This is a genomic window from Peribacillus faecalis (assembly GCF_014712675.1).
Classification (GTDB): domain Bacteria; phylum Bacillota; class Bacilli; order Bacillales; family DSM-1321; genus Bacillus_AD; species Bacillus_AD faecalis.
This window is the reverse complement of the sequence record NZ_JACXSI010000012.1, coordinates 68,038-85,312: the sequence shown is the minus strand read 5'-3', so window position 1 is coordinate 85,312 and position 17,275 is coordinate 68,038. Positions and strand designations below refer to the sequence as shown.

Genomic DNA, 17,275 nt, shown 5'->3' with positions numbered 1-17,275 from the left:
GGGTAGTGTTGAGCAAATCAAGCAATATTACGTGGCATGAAGCTGCGATTACGAAAGAAGATCGTCATAGACATAACGGACATGGGAGCTGCGTTCTTTGGTTTACTGGCTTATCGGGATCCGGCAAATCGACAATCGCCAATGCATTTTCTAGCCATTTGTTTCAGGAAGGGATTAGTGAATATGTCCTTGATGGAGATAACATTCGTCATGGCTTGAATAAAGATTTAGGTTTTTCTGATGAAGACCGTTCGGAAAATATTCGTCGAATTGGTGAGGTGGCGAAGTTGTTTGTTGACAGCGGCGCTATTGTGACAACAGCATTTATTTCTCCGTTCCGGAGCGACCGCCAACTAGTGCGTGATCTGTTCGCTGAGGGAGAATTTATTGAAGTGTACGTTCACTGTCCGATTGAAGAATGCGAACGCCGCGATCCGAAGCAGTTATATGCGAAAGCACGCCGCGGAGAAATTAAAGATTTTACAGGCATCGATTCGCCTTATGAGGAGCCGCTAGCTCCTGAGATAACAATTCGCTCGGATTTGGCAAGTGTAGAGGAAGCTGTGAATATCATTAAACAATACTTAATTGAAAAGAAGGTTATATAGGAGGGAAACAATTTGGCATACGTAAAGCATTGGGCTGACAACGAGAAGCTGAACAAAACAGAACTATCAAAGTTAGAAAAGGACGGACTACGAATTTTAGACGATATCCCGCAATATGCGAAGGATGGTTTTGAATCGATTCCGCAGGATCAATGGGATTTGTTTAAATGGGCGGGGCTTTATTTGCAAAAACCGAAAGAAGCCGGCTATTTCATGATGCGTGTCAATGTGCCGTCAGGGATTTTGACAAAACCGCAAGTAGAGGCGCTTGCTGGCATTGCCCGTGATTATGGCCGCGGTGTATTTGATATTACGACACGTCAAGCTGTTCAGTTTCACTGGCTGACAATCGATCAAGTTCCGGATATTTTTAACCGTTTGGAAGCGGTCGGACTGTCAAGTGCAGGAGCGTGTGGCGATATTACTCGTACAATTGTCGGAAACCCGATTGCCGGTCTAGACCCGGATGAGCTATTTGATACGGCGCCGATTGTAAAAGAGGTTTATGATTTCTTCCAGCGCAATGAAGACTTTTCTAATTTGCCGAGAAAATATAAAGTGTCAATTAGCGCCAATTTGAGAAACGCATCGAATGCGGAAATTAACTGCTTGTCGTTTACGCCAGCAGTGAAAGAAATCGATGGTGAACTGAAAAAAGGCTTCCATGTTAAAGTGGGTGGCGGTCTATCTTCAAGACCGTTTTTAGCGCAAACATTAGATGCTTTCGTTGAGCCGGAACGTACACTTGAGGTAGCGATTGCGATTACAACGATTTTCCGTGATTACGGCTACCGCGAAAAGCGTCATCAGGCGCGCTTGAAGTTCTTGGTTGCTGATTGGGGACCGGAGAAATTTTTAGAGAAAATTACAGAACTAATCGGTCCGCTTCCGACAAAAGGTGAGGAGCCGGTTCAAGAGTGGAATGCTGGTTATTTCTACGGTGTTCATGATCAGAAGCAAGAAGGCTTGAAGTTCCTCGGATTCAATGTGCCAGTCGGACGACTAGATGCTGATGAAGTGTTTGAGCTTGCTAGAATTTCAGGGAAGTACGGTAATGGCGAGATTAGAACATGTAACTCACAAAATCTGATTATTCCAAACATACCGACTGAAAATGTCGAAGCATTGCTGGCTGAGCCGATTTTCAAGCGCATTACGATCAATCCGAATTCTTTCCTTGGCCATTCGGTTGCGTGCACAGGTATTGAATATTGCAATCTGGCATTGGTGGAAACGAAAGAGCGCATGCGTGTAATCGCAGAAGAGTTGGATCAGCGTATTGAACTGGATGTGCCGGTGAGAATGCATATGGTCGGCTGCCCGAACTCATGCGGTCAGCGTCAAATTGCTGATATTGGTCTGCAAGGGATGAAAATGCGTAACCATGAAAAGAAAATGGTTGAAGCATATGAAATATACGTAGGTGGCACATTGAATGCAGGCGGCAAATTCAATGAAAAGTTAAAAGGAAAAGTGCCCGCTGAGCAGCTAACGAATGTGCTTGAGAAATTGTTGATTCATTTCAAGTCGGAGAAAGCTGCCGGCGAATCATATTTTGACTTTGTGCACCGTTTAGGATTACCGGCGATTCAAGAAGTGTACGATGGGATATTGGAGCAGGTAGTTAATGGCGTATCTTTATAGATTTGAAGTGCAATTAGAAGAGAAGGAAGTGGTCGCCATCATTCATGCCGAGGATGATGATGCAGCTTTCAACCATTTGGATGTTGAGCTTGAGAAATTTTACTTGAGCACGCCGGAAATTCGCGATGTCACAATGCGCGAGAAGAAGCGAATTGGCAAGCGGAGTGGCTATATTTTAGACGAAGATGAGAAGGGGTGGTAAAGCATGGCTGGAAAAGTATATTTAGTCGGAGCAGGTCCCGGCGATCCTGATTTATTAACGGTGAAAGGCTTGCGTTGTTTACAAGAGGCGGATGTCGTGCTTTACGACCGCCTCATCAATCCTGAACTTTTGAAACTAGCAAAAAAAGATGCCCAGCTCATATACTGCGGCAAGCTTCCGCATTATCATACGATGAAGCAAGAGACGATTAACCATTTTCTTGTGAAGTATGCGAAGAAGGGCCTGAATGTTGTCCGTTTAAAGGGTGGCGATCCGTTTGTTTTCGGGCGTGGCGGCGAGGAAGCAGAGGCTTGTGCCAATGCCGATGTTCACTTTGAAGTTGTGCCGGGTATTACGTCTGGGATCGCGGCTTCTGCTTATGCCGGCATTCCGGTCACACACCGGACGCTTAGCAAAAGCTTTGCTTTCATTACTGGTCATCAGCTTGGTGATGAAGAAGCAAGCCATCAATGGGAGCATTTAGCGAAGGCTGTTGATACAATTTGTGTTTATATGGGTGTGTCGCATCTGCCAAGCATTGTGAGTAAGCTTGTGCAAAATGGCAAATCGGAAGAAACGCCGATTGCGCTCGTTCATTGGGGCACATACCGCGATCAGCAAAAAGTAGTTGGAACGCTTTCGAACATTGTGGAGCTTGTGAAGGAATCAGGCATTGCCAACCCTAGTATGATTGTCATTGGTGAGGTTGTCTCTTTACATGATAAATTGCACTGGTTTGAGGAAGAAATCGCCTCGCAAATACCGGTTGTGAGGTAAGCGAAAGATGCGGGCGATTTTATATGTTGGTCATGGGACACGCTCGAAAAAAGGAGCAGAGGAAGCGAAGCGATTTTTGCAAAGTGTGATAAATGAAGTGAATGAACCGATTCAGGAAATTAGCTTTCTCGAACTGACGGAGCCTTCAATTGAAGAGGGCTTCAAGCGCTGTGTCGAGCAAGGTGCGATGAACATTGATGTCGTGCCGATCTTCCTGCTGACGGCTGGGCATATGAAGCATGATATTCCTGATGTGCTGCGAACGTTGCAGGAGCAGTATCCGCATGTAAGTGTGAAGCTGTTGGAAGCATTCGGGGTGCAGGAGTCGATTTTGGATGCGATGGTTGAGTTGATTCTGGGAACAGCAGGACTGCTGTCTGCTCAAGATTCGTTACTGCTTGTCGGACGCGGCAGCAGTGATGCGGGTATTCAGCGCGATTTTGCCGTGATTGCTTCCGGGCTTCAATCACGGCTTGGTGTTGAGCGGGTTAATGTGTGCTATTTGGCTGCTGCGGAGCCAAGTTTTGCTGACGGATTGGAGCAGATTTGCGATGAAGCGAGCGGTTCGATTGTTGTCGTGCCGTATTTGCTGTTTGGCGGCTTGCTGTTATCCGAGGTGCAGAGCGCAGTGAGAAAGAAGCATAAATCAGGGTTATCGATTGTTGCAGCTGATGCATTAAGCAGACATGCGGCGATTAAAGAGTTAGTGGTAGCGAGAGCTTCAGGGAAAGGAAGTGTAGACATACATGCAGCCTCTAATTATTGACTTGAAAGATCGCTCGGTTGTGATTGCCGGTGGCGGCAGAATTGCTGCCCGCAAAGCACGAGTACTGGGCGGTGAGCAAGCAGCAATTACAATTATCGCACCACAATTCTCTGAGGAAGTACTTGCGCTAGCCGAGGAGCCTGGTTATCGCTTGATTGAGCGCAAAGCTGTTGCAGAAGATTTTGCTGAGGCGCTGCTCGTGGTGCTGGCGACGAATGACCATGAGGCGAACCAAGCATTGCGCGCGGCGCTTCCTGCTCATCAGCTCGTTTGCGTTGTTGATGAAGCGAATAGCGGCAATGTGCTGTTTCCAGCAACTGTGAGACGAGGCAACTTGCAAATCGCCGTCACATCAAGTGGAGCAAGTCCAAAGCTGACGCGTAAGCTGAAAAAAGAGCTAGAGCATCAATTTGATGCTTCTTGGATTGTGTATTCTGACTTTTTGGGGAAAGCTCGGGAGTTCGTGTTGCGTTCCGATTTGGGTTTTGAGCAGAAGCAAGACATTTTGCTCGAGATCTTAGATGACCGATACCGATTGAATGAGTTGCTATGCGATGAAAAACTGCTGGAATTAGAGAAATTGAGTAAAAAAGTAAGCCGCTGATGATGAATTGGCGGTTTTTTGCCGTATTTTTAAAGATTTATAGACTCTTGCTTGAAAAAATTGCGCCTTCGTGTCGGCGATAGCGCGCTGAAGAAGCGGATAGCGTCGTCGCTGGGAAAGATAGCGCGGTTATCGAAAAAATAGCGTCGTCACCGAGGACAATAGCGCGGTGGATGAAAAAATAGCGTCGTCGTGTAAGTCGATAGAGCGGTCAATTAAAGAATAGCGTCTTCGCGATGGGAATAGCACCCTCGAACAGCAATAGTAACCGGCCGTTCGTTCAATTGAAAGAAAATACCGCCGGGGAAAAGGAATTTAATGAAAAGCCAGCCAAATTTGTAAGTTTTCTCGAAGAAGGTGATCAATAAATAGTAGGATTTACGTTTTGGCTCGAAAAATTGCGATATTAATAGGATGATAGAGTGCGAACCGGCAATGATAGAGCGCAAAATCAAATTATAGGGCGCGAGGAGCTAATGATAGAGCGCGAAAGCAAATTATAGAGCTCGAGACTAGGATGATAGAGCGTCAATGCTTATTAAAGAGCGTCTGCATCCCGGATAGAGCACCGAAAATAAAACCGGCCTTTCGTTCAATTGAGCGATTTTGGAATAATGTCGGCAAAACTTTCGGTATGATAGGATAAAGTGGTAACTATTTGGAGGAGCATCCATGAGAGACAATTTAGTGCAAATTCTAGAGGTAATTAAGCTCGGCGAAAAGCTAAAGAGCGAGCTGCGACATAGCTGGCTGTCGGATGGCAGGCAAGAAAGTGTTGCAGAGCATACGTGGCGAGTGTCGCTGATGGCGATGCTGATTGAGCCGTATTTGGTTCGGAAAGTTGACAGCACGAAATTGCTGAAGATGATTATTGTACATGATTTGGTGGAAGCGGAGGCGCACGATATTCCAGCCTTTGATACGATGAATGATACCGAGCTGAAGAAGCAGAAGCAAGTGAACGAGCTAAAAGCAATCGAGAAAATACGCGATATGCTGCCGGACAGCTTAGGCGAGGATGTATATCAGCTTTGGATGGAGTTTGAGCATAAAGAAACGTTTGAGGCAAAGGTCGCCAATGCGCTTGATAAACTAGAAGCACAAATTCAGCATAACGAAGCGGATATTAGCACGTGGCTTGATGTCGAGCATCGGATGAGCTTCATGATTGGCAAGCATACCGACTTTGATCCGGTGATGACATTGTTGAAGGAACTGATTGAAGAGGATGCAGAGTTGAAGCTTCGTGATGCTGGGTTTGATGTTGAGCAGTTGAAGCGTGAAGTTGCTGGGGGATGATACTTTGTCCTATATTCGGCTTAATTATTTTGAAAAGTGGAAGAATTATTTCGGGATGTGGAGGAATTGTCTTCGAAAGTGGACGAATTCTTATGAAGCTCGGACGAATTAATTTCAAAAGCGGATGAATGATGATGAAATTCGGATGAATCCGGCAGCTAAGCGCAAACTGCCGGACTTCAATTCTTCATTTTATCCCTACTACACGCAATCTTTTATAGTCGGCAATCCATTTTCCGTCAACGAACAGAACAGGTTTCAGTTGCTCTTCGACTTTTTCAATAATAAAGGCTTGTTGCTCGGTAGAAATGCCTTCAAAAAAGCTGCCGGCGAACATGTCAATCCAGTTGCGTAACCCATTTTCGCCATCAAGCGGTGTTGGTCGGTCAAAATGACAGGCAAACGTGACGCGAAAGCCCGCTGTTTCCATTAATGTCGCGTATTCGCCGATACTCGGGTAGTACCATGGGAACTGGTTGGCTGCGAATTCCGGGAGCTGCGAGATAATGGCTGAAATGATTGCCTGAACATTGTCTTTGCCGCCGAACTCTGCTACAAATCTTCCACCTGGCTTTAGGCTTCGGTAAATTCCGGCGAGTGCCTGCTCCGGCTCTTTGACCCAATGAAGTACGGCATTGGAGAAGACTGCATCAAATTCATTGTCATACGGCAGCTTCGTCGCATCTTGGACCTCGAAAGCAATCTCCGGATACTTGGCTTTTGCTTGCTGTACCATTGATTCCGACTGATCGACACCAACTACTTCAACTTCTAATTCAGTTAACCTTTTCGCTAAATCGCCTGTACCACAGCCAAGATCAAGAATACGCTCGCCGGCAACTGGGGCAAGCAGGTCTACTAGTTCATTTCCATATTTAGAAACAAAGCCGTGCTTCGTATCATATAAGTTTGCATTCCAACTGGTTTTCATATAATACACCTTCCTCTATTCGAATAAAGCTACTTTAGGGTCTAGTTGATAACAATGAACGAGTATCGCATGCAATTGCCCGCGATGATGATACAGGTGAGCCAATATTTCCAGTAACCATTCGTATTTTGTATACGTCACACCCCAATAGGAGCTACTTTTTGTAAAAAGCTCATCTTCTGTCAGATTGGAATAATGTTTTTGTAGCACATAATAATTTTTCATGAGTGCCACTTTCATTTCTGCCAATGATGAATACGTTACTTCAGCGTAAAAATTTTGTATTTGCTCCTGTGAAGCTCCAGTGGAAATGAGCATGTCTGCACTGCAAATTGTTGTTATGTGATTCAGCAATTCTCCGACTGAATACTTGTCTAATGTTGGACGTTTATGCAAATCTTCCTTCTCTAATGTATCCATTACTTCAATTAAGGTCGTTACAGCGACTTGTATTTGGTGGAGAGTATTTCGACAATATTTATTCATCATAAAACTCCATATGCCCTTTTTCCTGCTTGTAATAATCCAATCGATTTTGCAACGTACCTGTGTGAAATTCGAATTTGTGACCGTCTAAATCTGTGAAGTAAATCGACTTCTTATCATGGATACTTCGTTCTCTGCCGGACAAAATGTTCACGCTCAGACGCTGTAATTTTTCATACATTGCCTCAATTTCCGACTCTTCAATAGAAAAAGCAATGTGCGTATATGACTGGGTGTTGCGTTCAATGTTCTTTTCTTCATTCAAGGCCAGCCATAATCCGTCTAAGTCAAAGTAGGCGGTGCTTCTGCCTTTTACTAATAGCTTTGCGTTAAATACTTGCTCATAAAAGCGGATTGATTTTTCTAAATCTGAAACAGAGAATAATAGATGGTTTATTTTCATAATTTCACCTCAATTTCCATGATAGCATAATTTTCCATAAGATAAATTTCAATGTGACACATATATTGCCAGGTTGTTTGCTAAGATTATTGTATAGGTATTTACGAGGAGGTTATATTTATGGGATTTATGGATGGATTGTTAGGGAACTCATCATCGGTTGATGTTAAAGCTGTTGCTGAGGATTTAAAGGATGTGCTGTTTCCGGGCGAGAATATTGAGCAAGCGTATAAGCTAATTCGCGACTTGATCATTTTCACAGATAAACGTCTTATTTTTGCCGATAAGCAAGGAATGACAGGGAAAAAAGTAGAGTATCATTCGATTCCGTATAAAAGTATTTCACATTTCAGCACGGAGACGGCCGGAACCTTTGACTTAGATGCTGAGCTGAAAATTTACATTTCAAGCTCAACGACTCCGATTGAGAAAACGTTCAAAAAAGGCAACAGCATTGTCGAAATTCAAAAGTTACTTGCCTACCATGTATGTAAATAATAAGCAAAAACTGACTAAGACGAATTAGTCAGTTTTTTCGTGTTCTTTTATAATACCACGTAATCAGATTCAGCTATGGAGCATTCGTTTCATAAAAAGGAATGCCGAGCTTATTTTGGCCTAGGACTGACACTCCTTGTTCTATAGCGCCTGCTTGAAGCATGGAGCAACCGTTTACTTCATGATTTTTCGCTTCCTATTTTGTTTTTTCGACATGTACCAGCGCAGCTCATTCCGCGCGCCCAAAGTGTTTCTTCGACTGTCCAGGTCGCATCTGGATTGCTGGCACCAGCCATTGCCGGTGTTTTGCTGGCGATTAGCTTGCAGCTTGGCTTTCTATTTCAAGCAGCCGCCTTCTTCATCTCGATTATCTTTATATCGTTTATTAAGCAAAAAGAATTAACAGAGAAGGTTCATGAAGAGAGATTGAACAAAACAGTGTTTATGAAGGATTTAAAGGAAGGATTCCGCACGATTATGAAGGAACCGATTTTACGGGGATTAATTTTTTATTTAGTACTCATTAATTTTATTTTTGCCCCAGTTGAAATTTTGCTGCCGATTTATGCTAAAAGTGCGGCAGAGCTTGCAGCGATTGAAATTGCCTTCTTCATTGGTATATTTCTCGGTTCCATCGTTATCAACTTTATGCTGCGGTTGCCTAAAATTGTACCCATTATCAGTGGTCTTGTTTGTATGTTCGCAGGATTTGCCTTATTGAGTTTTAGCGGTAATTTTGTACTAAGTTGTCTGTTGATTGCGATTGTCGGCATCGGAAGTCCATTAGTCAATATTTCACTTAGCTCATTATTTATGGTGAAAGTGCCGAGAGAGGTGATTGGACGTTCGCAAAGCACTGTCAATGTATTGCTCGAAAGTGTAAGCCCTGTCGCTTTAATGCTGACTGGATTCATATTAGTTGTCCTAAATGTACAGCAAATGTTCCTTGCGATTGCAGCAGCCGGCGCTATCATCGTGTTGCTGATGGTGCTTAATCCGGTTATAAGAAAGGCCAATTAAACTATGAAAAAGCAATACAGCCATCTCCAGATAGGGAATGGCTGTATTGCTTTGTTTAAGTAACTGGAGTCCTAAAATATCTCTATACCATTGCGCAGACAATTCCAAATCTTTTACAGGTATCCTAATATAATGTACTTGTTCAATAAATGATTCACTCATTGCCTTTCTCCTTTATTTAATCCATAATTATAGTTTTTTATGGAATAAATGCCTTGCTCGGCTCCAAATCTAGTAATTGTCTGTTCTAATTCCATACCTAATCTTTCTAAAAGCTTACAAGAGTTCTTGTTTGCAGTTTGTGTCTCAGCTACTACCTTTGTAAGGTGTAATTCGTTAAAGGCATAATTAATGATCATGTGGACCACTTCAGTTGCATAGCCTTTTTTCCACCAATTCGGTAATAATTGATATGAAATTTCAAGGTGTACGCCATCGTGATGAGGGTCAAGTGAAACTAAACCAATAAATGCATCCGTATTTTTTTCTCTAATAACCCAATAAAAGGAGGAACGATCACTCGAATTTAGCATATCATCAAATAATTCTTGTATGGATTCTTCTTGACGGATGCCACCGAGGAATTTTCTTACTTCGGCGTTTATGAATAATTTTTTGACATCAAGCAAATCTGTTTTTCCAAAAGGCATGATCAGACATCTTCCTGTTTCAAGCAACTATTTTCATCCCCCTAAGTGCTTATTTAATCCTCATAGTTCCATAATCAAATCTCGTTATTGAATCATAATGATAAATACAAGCACCACTATAAATAACGCTATGATCACTGAAAGCCATCCAACCTTCACCTTCTTTAGTATGCGGTCAACAATAAAGAATAAGATAGCAGAAACAAGACCGAGTGCTTTTAATGGTGCTCCTCCTGCACAATGAAATATGAAAGATATGATTTCACGAGTATAAGTTTTTTTAGACATTTCCTTGCTAAGAAAGTCACTAAAGAGGGAAACAAGAACTCCGAAAGTAATGACAATCATTAAGTTTAAATAATACAAAGTAAAAAAAAGATCCCCATCAAACCTAGCAGGTGTTGTAAAAAATAGTGCAAGTATTGTAAAAAAAAGAGCAAATAATAAACTACTTATAATAGCAGTTAATAGTTTTCTCCTTAAAGCGATAACAATTTCCCCTAGTTTGATTTTATTGCTCAAACAAAGCCCCCCTAATGCTCATCTATGCCTGTCTTTCGCTAACAATCCCATTAGTGGAAGGAAGCATCTCCATTTAATGGTATCACAAGAATGGTGTTTTTTCTTATTATTCCAAAATGATAGGTGCTGGTTTTTCCAAAACAAACTGGGAATAATGTTAGTAACTGATGCAAAGGAGTGTACGGTATGAACGGAGGAATTTTTGGTCCATTTAAAGAGCGTCAAGAAGTAGCAGAGCAAGTGCAGAAATTGAAACAGCAAGGGTATAAAGAAGACGAACTCATTATTGTCGCCGATACGGAGGAACGTATATTAGAAGAAGTGAATGGCGGGCTGCGATATGAAACGTTGGATGATCAGAAAGATTTCCTCGATCGTTTGAAGGCCGTTATTTTCTTGAAGACCGATCAAGAAGCGAATGTAGAGGAAGTGCAGCAGCTATTGGATGTTTCTGAAAAGGAAGCGGAAGTGTATTATGAACAACTGAAAGCGGGGAATATTTTTATATTCATTCTACCTGGAAAAATGCTCGTTTTTGAAGATACGTTGCATGAGGAACTGTTGGATGAGAACTTTGAAGGGACACCGGCAACACGGATACATACAAAATTTTTATAAAGAAGAGAGATGGCGGCAATACATAGCTTATGTATTACCGCCATTAGCATATTTCATAGGGGAAGGTCGTCAATATGGTTTAAATAATTGGATGTTAATGCTTTTAAATCAGGGTTGTTATATCCGTAGAATCCGATCGCGTTTACTTCGGCTGCTTCATGGTCATTAATTGAATCGCCTATTAAAATCGTTTCTGACGGATCGTAATTATGCTCAGTTAATAATTGCTTCACGAGGTCATTTTTATGTGTCGGAGAGCCGTGGATAGACAGAAAATACGAATCTACACCAAGCTCTTTGCATAAGTATTGCAGTTCTTTTTCATCTGCACCGGAAACGATATGTAAACGATATTTCTCGTGATTATTTTTAAGAAAATTGATAACTTCATCGACAAGCAACTCTTTGTTCGTCAGTTCTTGCTTCATCATTGCAGAAAACTTATCTGCATAACGCAGCACTTCATCTTCCTCGATCGGAGCGGATAAAATCTCTTCAAAGAAGTAGCGGATTTTAACGTATCTCGATAACCCTCCATTCAAATTATTGTAATCCAATATTTTTTGTACAGCCTCCGGATCGAAATCACTAAATATCCTTCTGAATCCTTCTGTTTTAAGCGGCATTGAATCGATAATGACGCCGTCAAAATCAAATAGTATGTTTTTTATCATGCTGTTCACTCCTAGTAGTCTTTATGTATATATTCTCTATTATAACGTTTGAAATGAAGATAGATTCTGACGGGTTATTGCTAAATTACGGAAAAACCCCGCTGAAGTTTGTTTCAGCGGGGTTTTAAGGCGACTAACAGCTTTCTGTTAGGCAATCTTTTTGTAATGCGAGACATCCTCATCCAGCGGCAAGTTATTGGCGCGCGCTTTGCGGGCAGCGATGAAGAAAATCGTAATCAGGATCGCTGCACCGACGAAACCGCCAATCCAAGCCGTGGTCCACGAAAGTCCAAAGCCGATTTGCGCGTTCAAAATGTAGGTAATAACCATGATGAGCATGAATGAACCCGGAATAAGTGGGATCCAGTAATTTTTCTTCGCGATATATAAGTACATTGCACCGACGAATAGGGCAATAACGGCTGTTGATTGGTTGGCCCAGTTGAAATAGCGCCATAAAACGTTAAAATCAACTTGCGTTAGAACAGCTGAGATTGCGAATAACGGAATCGCAATCCATAGACGGCTTGACAATTTCTTTTGGGCGATGTTGAAGTACTCTGCGATAATCATACGTGCGCTTCGGAAAGCAGTGTCTCCGGAAGTAATCGGCAATACAACAACCCCAAGTACAGCTAGTGTTCCGCCGATTGCGCCAAGCAACGTCGTAGATGCTTCTTGAACGATAGCACCAGGACCTCCATTTGCTAAAATTTCGTTCAAACCAGTTGACCCGTTGAACATGCTCATTGCTGCAGCTGCCCAAATCATTGCGATGACACCTTCTGCGATCATCATGCCGTAGAAAATTTTACGTCCTTCTTTTTCATTTTTTGTCGTACGAGAAATGATCGGCGTTTGTGTTGCGTGGAAACCAGATAAAGCTCCACAAGAAATCGTAAAGAATAATAATGGTAAAATTGGTGCGTTAGCAGGGTGGAAATTTTCCAAAGTCAATTCAGGAATATCCGCGCCTGTCACGACTAAGCCAATACCGACACCAGCTGCGCTAATTAATAATAGAGCGCCGAAATACGGATACAGGCGTCCAATGATTTTATCTACCGGTAATAATGTAGCTAAAATATAATATGCAAAAATTGCAACGATAATGATCGTAAGTGCCACTTTGCCGTCCATCACGACATGAAGAAGACTAGCAGGAGTAGAAACGAATACTGTACCGACTAATAATAATAGAAGTACTGCGAAAGCGTTTACGACATGCTTCATTACTTTTCCTAAAAAGCGGCTCGCAAGCTCTGGTAAATGAGCGCCGCGGTTACGGATGGAGATCATCCCTGTTAAGTAATCATGAACAGCACCGGCAAAAATACAGCCTACAACGATCCAAATGAACGCTACTGGTCCGTAAAGCGCTCCCATAATCGGACCGAATACTGGACCTGTCCCAGCAATATTCAGAAGCTGAATCAATGAATTCTTCTTCGTGCTCATTGGCACATAATCGACACCGTCCGCATTCACATAAGCTGGTGTCGCACGAGATTCCTTCACGCCGAATACTCGCTCTACAAACTTTCCGTAAGTAAAATAACCAATAATTAAAAGTGCAATTCCACCTAGAAACGTATACAAGTGTTTTTCCCCCTTTTATGTAAGTAGTTGTATTATAACAGAAAATTTACTAATTTGTCTGAAATTTTAATAAAAACATAGTAATTAAGTTGATGTTGTTGTTAAAATCATTAAAAATTAGTTTAAAAGAGTGTATATCTGTTATAAAACAACGAAATATAATACTTTCACAATATCGTAAAAATCTTGTCACATCATGTAAAATAATGGTATGAAAGTATGGTTATAATAGAGGTGGCTTTGTAAAAAAGGACTATTTGTCTGTTTTCGCAATCTGCCAAGCTAATCACAAAGGTGGAAAAATTAAATAAGAAGGAGTGGAAGTTTTGAAAGTCCAAAATCAGTATGCATTAAATGAAGCGACGATGGCATTTAAGTACGCACGCGTGATGCATTATGAAAGCATCATCTATGATGTCAAAGGCACGTATTACAGCACTCAAACCAATTACTCTCTTATTAATGAAGCGTGTCTCGAACGAAACACCACCTTTGAGGCGAAAAAGAAAATTAGCGCCGTCAAGTATAATCACAAAGTAAAACCGCCAATCATCATCTGTGCTTTTAACGGCATTTACTTCATCCCGACTATGTCGCCAACCTCAATCGACACCATCTGGATTAACCCAAGGCACGTCATCTCAGTAAGTGAAGACCCGATGCCAACACTCACCTTCGTTAACGGTGAAACACTCGAAATCAATTGCTCCAAACATACATATGACAAACAAGTAGAACGAGCCCAAGTCCAGCTCTACCACCACATCCCGCCGATTCTCTGGCAGTTCCTCAGAAACAGGCCGCTGGATATTCGGTAAACAAGACAGCCATAGGCGATTGTTGCCTATGGTTTTTATAATGTTTTAAAAAATATTAAAATCTACATTGCGTATAAATTGAAGAAATTGTATTGACGTCTAGCTCCAGCGCCCAGCACCTATTGCCCTTCGGCAACCTCCCTTCGATAAGTCAACATCGAATCACTGTCGTTCTTCGTGTTTCCTTTATCTTGGTCGGCGGCCTCCAGTTCATACGGTGCTAAACGGGACGCTTGCGCTTTTGTTCTGGGAAATTACACATACGACTAAAGTTTCGCTGAATTCCTTTAAAAATGCTTTTCATTTTTCTATACTAAAGGTAATGACAAACTTGAAAGGGTGTGCTGACATGCCGGTACATAACAAACTAGTGCGCGACTTGATCCCGCAAATTATTGAAAAAACAGGCAAGGAATTCTTTACTCGTATTTTAGATGAAGAGGAGTACGTGAAAGAGCTGAAAATCAAAAGCAAGGAAGAGCTAAACGAATATTTGGAAGCTACTACAGATGAAGAAGCTGTAGAAGAATTAGCTGATCTTTTGGAAATCATTCAAGCTTTAACTTATTGCCATGGTTCTACTCCGGAGAAGCTAGAAGAAGTACGAAAAGAAAAAGCTGCTAAACGCGGCGGTTTTGAAGAGAAGATTTATTTGATTGAGGTTAAGGATGAGTAGTCCAGTCCAACTCATTACCCATGATTTGCTCGCGAAGCTTGAAGAAAGCATTCGCGAGGCAAAATCATGTTACATACTGACATCTTTTGTGATGGACTCCGGAGTGAAACTGCTGGAGCCGCTATTGAAGGAAGCGGCTGAACGCGGTGCAGAAATTAAAGTCGTTACAGGAGATTATTTATATATTACGCAGCCTAAAGCATTGGAACGTTTGTTATTGATTCATCCGTCAATAGAGCTGCGTCTTTGGAGAAGTGAAGGGATATCCTTTCATCCCAAAGCTTATATTTTTGAAAATGAGGATGATGGGCGCTTTATTATCGGCTCCTCCAATCTTTCAAAATCAGCACTGACTGCTGGTGTCGAATGGAATATCTCAATGCAGGAGAGTGTTGAGGAATCAGTGTATGAACAAGTAGTTTCAGAGTTTTTGAAAGTCTTTTACCATGACTCTACTGTTTCGCTTAATCCCGAAACATTGAAGCAATACAAGTTTAAATATGACAGTTTTCATCAGAAAAATCCGAATTTAGCAAGAACATGGACTAAACGCGAGGAATTGGAAATGACGCTGCCGGTCGAACAGGTTCAGCCAGAGGAAGTCGCTGATCCGCCAGCGCCATATACATTTATTTCACCGCGCTTTGCGCAAATTGATGCATTAGCCGAGCTAGAAAATAGCCGTGAAGAAGGTTATGACAAAGCAATGGTTGTGATGGCGACCGGGCTTGGGAAAACATATTTAGCAGCTTTTTTCGCCAAACATTTTAAGCGAATCCTATTTATTGCGCATTTAGAGGAAATACTGCATCAAGCAGAGTCATCGTTCAAACGAGTAATTAGTGATAAGACGACAGGTATTTATAATGGAAAGCAAAAAAATCCTGATGCGGAAGTGATTTTTGCTTCAATCCAAACATTGAGCCGTAAGCGACACTTGGAGATTTTTGATCCAGAGGATTTCGATTTAATTATTGTCGATGAATTCCATCATGCAGCAGCCAATACGTATCAAAAGGTATTGCACTATTTCCGACCGCAATTTTTGCTCGGCATTACAGCGACGCCTGACCGAAATGATTACCGCGATATATACGCAATCTGCGACGGAAATGTCGCCTACCGAATTGACTTTATTGAAGCAATCCAAAAACAATGGCTGTCTCCATTTCATTATTATGGTGTTTATGATGATACCGACTATTCACAAATTCGCTGGCTCGGCCAACGTTATGATGCCGAGGAGTTGGCGATTGCCCAATTGAAGGATAGTGTGGCACAAACGATTTTCAATGCGTGGCTAAAGCATCGTCAAACACGCACAATCGTTTTTTGTTCAAGCATTGTCCAGGCAGACTTTCTAGCAAGCTACTTCAAAAAACATGGTGTAGAGGCAGTCAGTTTGCATTCAAAGTCTAACATTGCTCGTAACAAAGCAATCGGACAACTGGCGGACGGCACATTGGATTGCATTATGACAGTTGACTTGTTCAATGAAGGCGTCGATATTCCGACTGTCGATACATTATTGTTCGCCCGCCCAACAGAATCATTAACGGTATTTACCCAGCAAATAGGCCGCGGTCTGCGTCTTGCGGAAGGAAAAACACATTGCGTGATTATCGACTTAATTGCCAACTATCGTAATGCAGACATTAAGCAGTCAATGTTTTATTTGCCTGAAACGAAAAAGAAAAAAGTCGGAAGCAAGCCAATATTGCCGGAGGGCTGTGTTGTAGAACTTGATGTAGAGGCGAAGCAATTAATCGAGGAACTGTCGAAGAAACGTAAGCCTCGCAAGGAGATGTTGAAGAACAGCTACGAGCAAGTGAAGAGGGAGCTTGGCAGAAGACCGACTTATTTGGAAATGCATATGCGTGGGTCAGAGGACAGTTTAATGTTCAAACAAGAGTTTAAATCGTACTTTGCTTTTCTGCTATGGGCAGGGGAGTTGACTGACAAAGAGCAAGAAGTTTTCCAACGTTATGATGAATGGTTTTATGAGGTAGAACGGACAGGAATGACGAAGAGCTATAAAATGGTGCTATTGCTGGCTATGCTTGAACGCGGTGCCGATAATTGGATGAAGCCAATATCTGATACAGAGGCAGCATCTTTCTTCCATCAGTACTTAATGGAAAAAGATTATCGCAAAAAGATCGATTTCAGCGACAAATCTTCGCAAGCGCTTTGGGATTATAACGAGAAAAAAGTAGCGAACAAGATACGTACAATGCCGATGGAGAAGTGGAGTGGAGATTCGAAAGGGCTTGTTGGGTTAGAGAACGGTGTGTTTTCTGTTTTGTTTGATGTTACGGAAGAAGATAAGGCTATTTTGTTTGATTTTACTAAGCAGATTTGTGAGTTTCGTTTGCATTGGTTTTTTGAGCGGAAGAAGTATTAGCACATTATTTCTAAATCTAATTTAGGTTAGTTTATATTAAAAATAGAAGCAGGAATCCATTTTGGATCCTGCTTCT

Annotated in this window: 21 protein-coding genes; 13 read left to right on the top strand and 8 right to left on the bottom strand. The window is 42.0% G+C overall.

The genetic code is table 11. From position 1 onward, the window contains the following. Positions 1 to 8 precede the first annotated feature (8 nt). The 7 genes from cysC to IEO70_RS06150 all read left to right on the top strand — a co-directional run bounded on the left by cysC (position 9) and on the right by IEO70_RS06150 (position 5,900). A complete protein-coding gene (cysC, locus tag IEO70_RS06180) occupies positions 9 to 608 on the top strand; it encodes an adenylyl-sulfate kinase (protein WP_190997491.1) in 600 nt (199 codons plus the stop codon). A 12-nt stretch (positions 609 to 620) separates the two neighbouring features. Beyond that, positions 621 to 2,252 (top strand): nitrite/sulfite reductase, encoded by a 1,632-nt coding sequence (locus tag IEO70_RS06175; RefSeq protein WP_190997490.1) that lies wholly within the window; start codon positions 621 to 623, stop codon positions 2,250 to 2,252. Then, positions 2,236 to 2,454 carry a DUF3906 family protein gene (locus tag IEO70_RS06170; RefSeq protein WP_190997489.1) on the top strand — a complete coding sequence of 73 codons (219 nt, stop codon included), beginning with the start codon at positions 2,236 to 2,238 and terminating at the stop codon, positions 2,452 to 2,454. Before IEO70_RS06175 ends, IEO70_RS06170 begins: the two co-directional genes overlap by 17 nt. A gap of 3 nt (positions 2,455 to 2,457) precedes the next feature. Then, positions 2,458 to 3,231: a uroporphyrinogen-III C-methyltransferase gene (gene cobA / locus IEO70_RS06165; protein ID WP_190997488.1), complete on the top strand. Its 774-nt coding sequence runs from the start codon at positions 2,458 to 2,460 to the stop codon at positions 3,229 to 3,231. Positions 3,232 to 3,238: 7 nt separating this feature from the next. Next, on the top strand, positions 3,239 to 3,997 hold the full coding sequence (locus tag IEO70_RS06160; RefSeq protein WP_190997487.1) for a sirohydrochlorin chelatase: 759 nt from the start codon (positions 3,239 to 3,241) through the stop codon (positions 3,995 to 3,997). After that, positions 3,978 to 4,601, top strand: a complete 624-nt coding sequence (locus tag IEO70_RS06155) for a precorrin-2 dehydrogenase/sirohydrochlorin ferrochelatase family protein (RefSeq protein WP_190997486.1) — start codon at positions 3,978 to 3,980, stop codon at positions 4,599 to 4,601. Before IEO70_RS06160 ends, IEO70_RS06155 begins: the two co-directional genes overlap by 20 nt. Before the next feature lie 672 nt (positions 4,602 to 5,273). Beyond that, positions 5,274 to 5,900, top strand: coding sequence for an HD domain-containing protein (locus IEO70_RS06150; RefSeq protein WP_190997485.1), 627 nt, complete (start codon positions 5,274 to 5,276; stop codon positions 5,898 to 5,900). Positions 5,901 to 6,087: 187 nt separating this feature from the next. Here IEO70_RS06150 and IEO70_RS06145 read toward each other — a convergent pair whose 3' ends face one another. The 3 genes from IEO70_RS06145 to fosB are packed head-to-tail and all read right to left on the bottom strand — an operon-like array spanning position 6,088 to position 7,720. Beyond that, positions 6,088 to 6,831: a class I SAM-dependent methyltransferase gene (locus IEO70_RS06145; RefSeq protein ID WP_190997484.1), complete on the bottom strand. Its 744-nt coding sequence runs from the start codon at positions 6,829 to 6,831 to the stop codon at positions 6,088 to 6,090. Between the two features lie 15 nt (positions 6,832 to 6,846). Then, on the bottom strand, positions 6,847 to 7,320 hold the full coding sequence (locus IEO70_RS06140; RefSeq protein ID WP_328820878.1) for a DinB family protein: 474 nt from the start codon (positions 7,318 to 7,320) through the stop codon (positions 6,847 to 6,849). Continuing rightward, complete coding sequence (fosB, locus tag IEO70_RS06135; RefSeq protein WP_190997483.1) at positions 7,310 to 7,720, bottom strand: metallothiol transferase FosB; 411 nt, start codon at positions 7,718 to 7,720, stop codon at positions 7,310 to 7,312. Before fosB ends, IEO70_RS06140 begins: the two co-directional genes overlap by 11 nt. Positions 7,721 to 7,840: 120 nt before the next feature. On the opposite strand from fosB, the gene IEO70_RS06130 reads away from it, so the two are divergent. Together IEO70_RS06130 and IEO70_RS06125 are read left to right on the top strand one after the other, a co-directional pair. After that, complete coding sequence (locus IEO70_RS06130) at positions 7,841 to 8,218, top strand: PH domain-containing protein (RefSeq protein WP_190997482.1); 378 nt, start codon at positions 7,841 to 7,843, stop codon at positions 8,216 to 8,218. 201 nt (positions 8,219 to 8,419) lie between these two features. Continuing rightward, entirely contained in the window at positions 8,420 to 9,238 is an 819-nt protein-coding gene (locus IEO70_RS06125; protein ID WP_190997481.1) for an MFS transporter, read from the top strand. Here IEO70_RS06125 and IEO70_RS20415 read toward each other — a convergent pair. From IEO70_RS20415 to IEO70_RS06110, 3 genes are read right to left on the bottom strand one after another with little or no spacing between them, the layout of a single operon-like run. Then, positions 9,143 to 9,400 carry a VOC family protein gene (locus IEO70_RS20415; RefSeq protein WP_407948676.1) on the bottom strand — a complete coding sequence of 86 codons (258 nt, stop codon included), beginning with the start codon at positions 9,398 to 9,400 and terminating at the stop codon, positions 9,143 to 9,145. The two genes, IEO70_RS06125 and IEO70_RS20415, sit on opposite strands and share 96 nt — an antisense overlap. Next, complete coding sequence (locus IEO70_RS06115; protein ID WP_190997480.1) at positions 9,397 to 9,915, bottom strand: GNAT family N-acetyltransferase; 519 nt, start codon at positions 9,913 to 9,915, stop codon at positions 9,397 to 9,399. The genes IEO70_RS20415 and IEO70_RS06115 overlap by 4 nt, the downstream gene beginning before the upstream one ends. A 57-nt stretch (positions 9,916 to 9,972) precedes the next feature. Continuing rightward, the gene (locus IEO70_RS06110) at positions 9,973 to 10,410 is read right to left on the bottom strand and encodes a hypothetical protein (protein ID WP_190997479.1); all 438 of its coding nucleotides are present in this window, start codon (positions 10,408 to 10,410) and stop codon (positions 9,973 to 9,975) included. 186 nt (positions 10,411 to 10,596) lie between these two features. Between IEO70_RS06110 and IEO70_RS06105 the strand changes: the two genes are divergently transcribed. Further along, on the top strand, positions 10,597 to 11,028 hold the full coding sequence (locus tag IEO70_RS06105; RefSeq protein WP_190997478.1) for a general stress protein: 432 nt from the start codon (positions 10,597 to 10,599) through the stop codon (positions 11,026 to 11,028). A gap of 53 nt (positions 11,029 to 11,081) precedes the next feature. Here the strand turns inward: IEO70_RS06105 and IEO70_RS06100 are convergent, their stop codons facing one another. Together IEO70_RS06100 and IEO70_RS06095 are read right to left on the bottom strand one after the other, a co-directional pair. Beyond that, positions 11,082 to 11,702: an HAD family hydrolase gene (locus IEO70_RS06100; RefSeq protein WP_190997477.1), complete on the bottom strand. Its 621-nt coding sequence runs from the start codon at positions 11,700 to 11,702 to the stop codon at positions 11,082 to 11,084. Between the two features lie 147 nt (positions 11,703 to 11,849). Then, complete coding sequence (locus IEO70_RS06095) at positions 11,850 to 13,301, bottom strand: carbon starvation CstA family protein (protein WP_190997476.1); 1,452 nt, start codon at positions 13,299 to 13,301, stop codon at positions 11,850 to 11,852. A gap of 326 nt (positions 13,302 to 13,627) precedes the next feature. Here IEO70_RS06095 and IEO70_RS06090 point away from each other — a divergent pair, with 326 nt between their 5' ends. The 3 genes from IEO70_RS06090 (at position 13,628) to IEO70_RS06080 (ending at position 17,199) form a co-directional block, all read left to right on the top strand. After that, the gene (locus tag IEO70_RS06090) at positions 13,628 to 14,119 is read left to right on the top strand and encodes a competence protein ComK (RefSeq protein WP_190997475.1); all 492 of its coding nucleotides are present in this window, start codon (positions 13,628 to 13,630) and stop codon (positions 14,117 to 14,119) included. Between the two features lie 349 nt (positions 14,120 to 14,468). After that, positions 14,469 to 14,795 carry a nucleoside triphosphate pyrophosphohydrolase gene (locus tag IEO70_RS06085; RefSeq protein WP_190997474.1) on the top strand — a complete coding sequence of 109 codons (327 nt, stop codon included), beginning with the start codon at positions 14,469 to 14,471 and terminating at the stop codon, positions 14,793 to 14,795. After that, positions 14,788 to 17,199, top strand: a complete 2,412-nt coding sequence (locus IEO70_RS06080; protein WP_190997473.1) for a DEAD/DEAH box helicase family protein — start codon at positions 14,788 to 14,790, stop codon at positions 17,197 to 17,199. The genes IEO70_RS06085 and IEO70_RS06080 overlap by 8 nt, the downstream gene beginning before the upstream one ends. Positions 17,200 to 17,275 lie beyond the last annotated feature (76 nt).

Coding starts and splice junctions, on each gene's coding strand:
- IEO70_RS06170 (WP_190997489.1), top strand. CDS start 2,236: ATGGCGTATCTTTATAGATTTGAAGTGCAATTAGAAGAGAAGGAAGTG.
- cobA (WP_190997488.1), top strand. CDS start 2,458: ATGGCTGGAAAAGTATATTTAGTCGGAGCAGGTCCCGGCGATCCTGAT.
- IEO70_RS06160 (WP_190997487.1), top strand. CDS start 3,239: ATGCGGGCGATTTTATATGTTGGTCATGGGACACGCTCGAAAAAAGGA.
- IEO70_RS06155 (WP_190997486.1), top strand. CDS start 3,978: ATGCAGCCTCTAATTATTGACTTGAAAGATCGCTCGGTTGTGATTGCC.
- IEO70_RS06150 (WP_190997485.1), top strand. CDS start 5,274: ATGAGAGACAATTTAGTGCAAATTCTAGAGGTAATTAAGCTCGGCGAA.
- IEO70_RS06145 (WP_190997484.1), bottom strand. CDS start 6,831: ATGAAAACCAGTTGGAATGCAAACTTATATGATACGAAGCACGGCTTT.
- IEO70_RS06140 (WP_328820878.1), bottom strand. CDS start 7,320: ATGATGAATAAATATTGTCGAAATACTCTCCACCAAATACAAGTCGCT.
- fosB (WP_190997483.1), bottom strand. CDS start 7,720: ATGAAAATAAACCATCTATTATTCTCTGTTTCAGATTTAGAAAAATCA.
- IEO70_RS06130 (WP_190997482.1), top strand. CDS start 7,841: ATGGGATTTATGGATGGATTGTTAGGGAACTCATCATCGGTTGATGTT.
- IEO70_RS20415 (WP_407948676.1), bottom strand. CDS start 9,400: ATGAGTGAATCATTTATTGAACAAGTACATTATATTAGGATACCTGTA.
- IEO70_RS06105 (WP_190997478.1), top strand. CDS start 10,597: ATGAACGGAGGAATTTTTGGTCCATTTAAAGAGCGTCAAGAAGTAGCA.
- IEO70_RS06100 (WP_190997477.1), bottom strand. CDS start 11,702: ATGATAAAAAACATACTATTTGATTTTGACGGCGTCATTATCGATTCA.
- IEO70_RS06085 (WP_190997474.1), top strand. CDS start 14,469: ATGCCGGTACATAACAAACTAGTGCGCGACTTGATCCCGCAAATTATT.
- IEO70_RS06080 (WP_190997473.1), top strand. CDS start 14,788: ATGAGTAGTCCAGTCCAACTCATTACCCATGATTTGCTCGCGAAGCTT.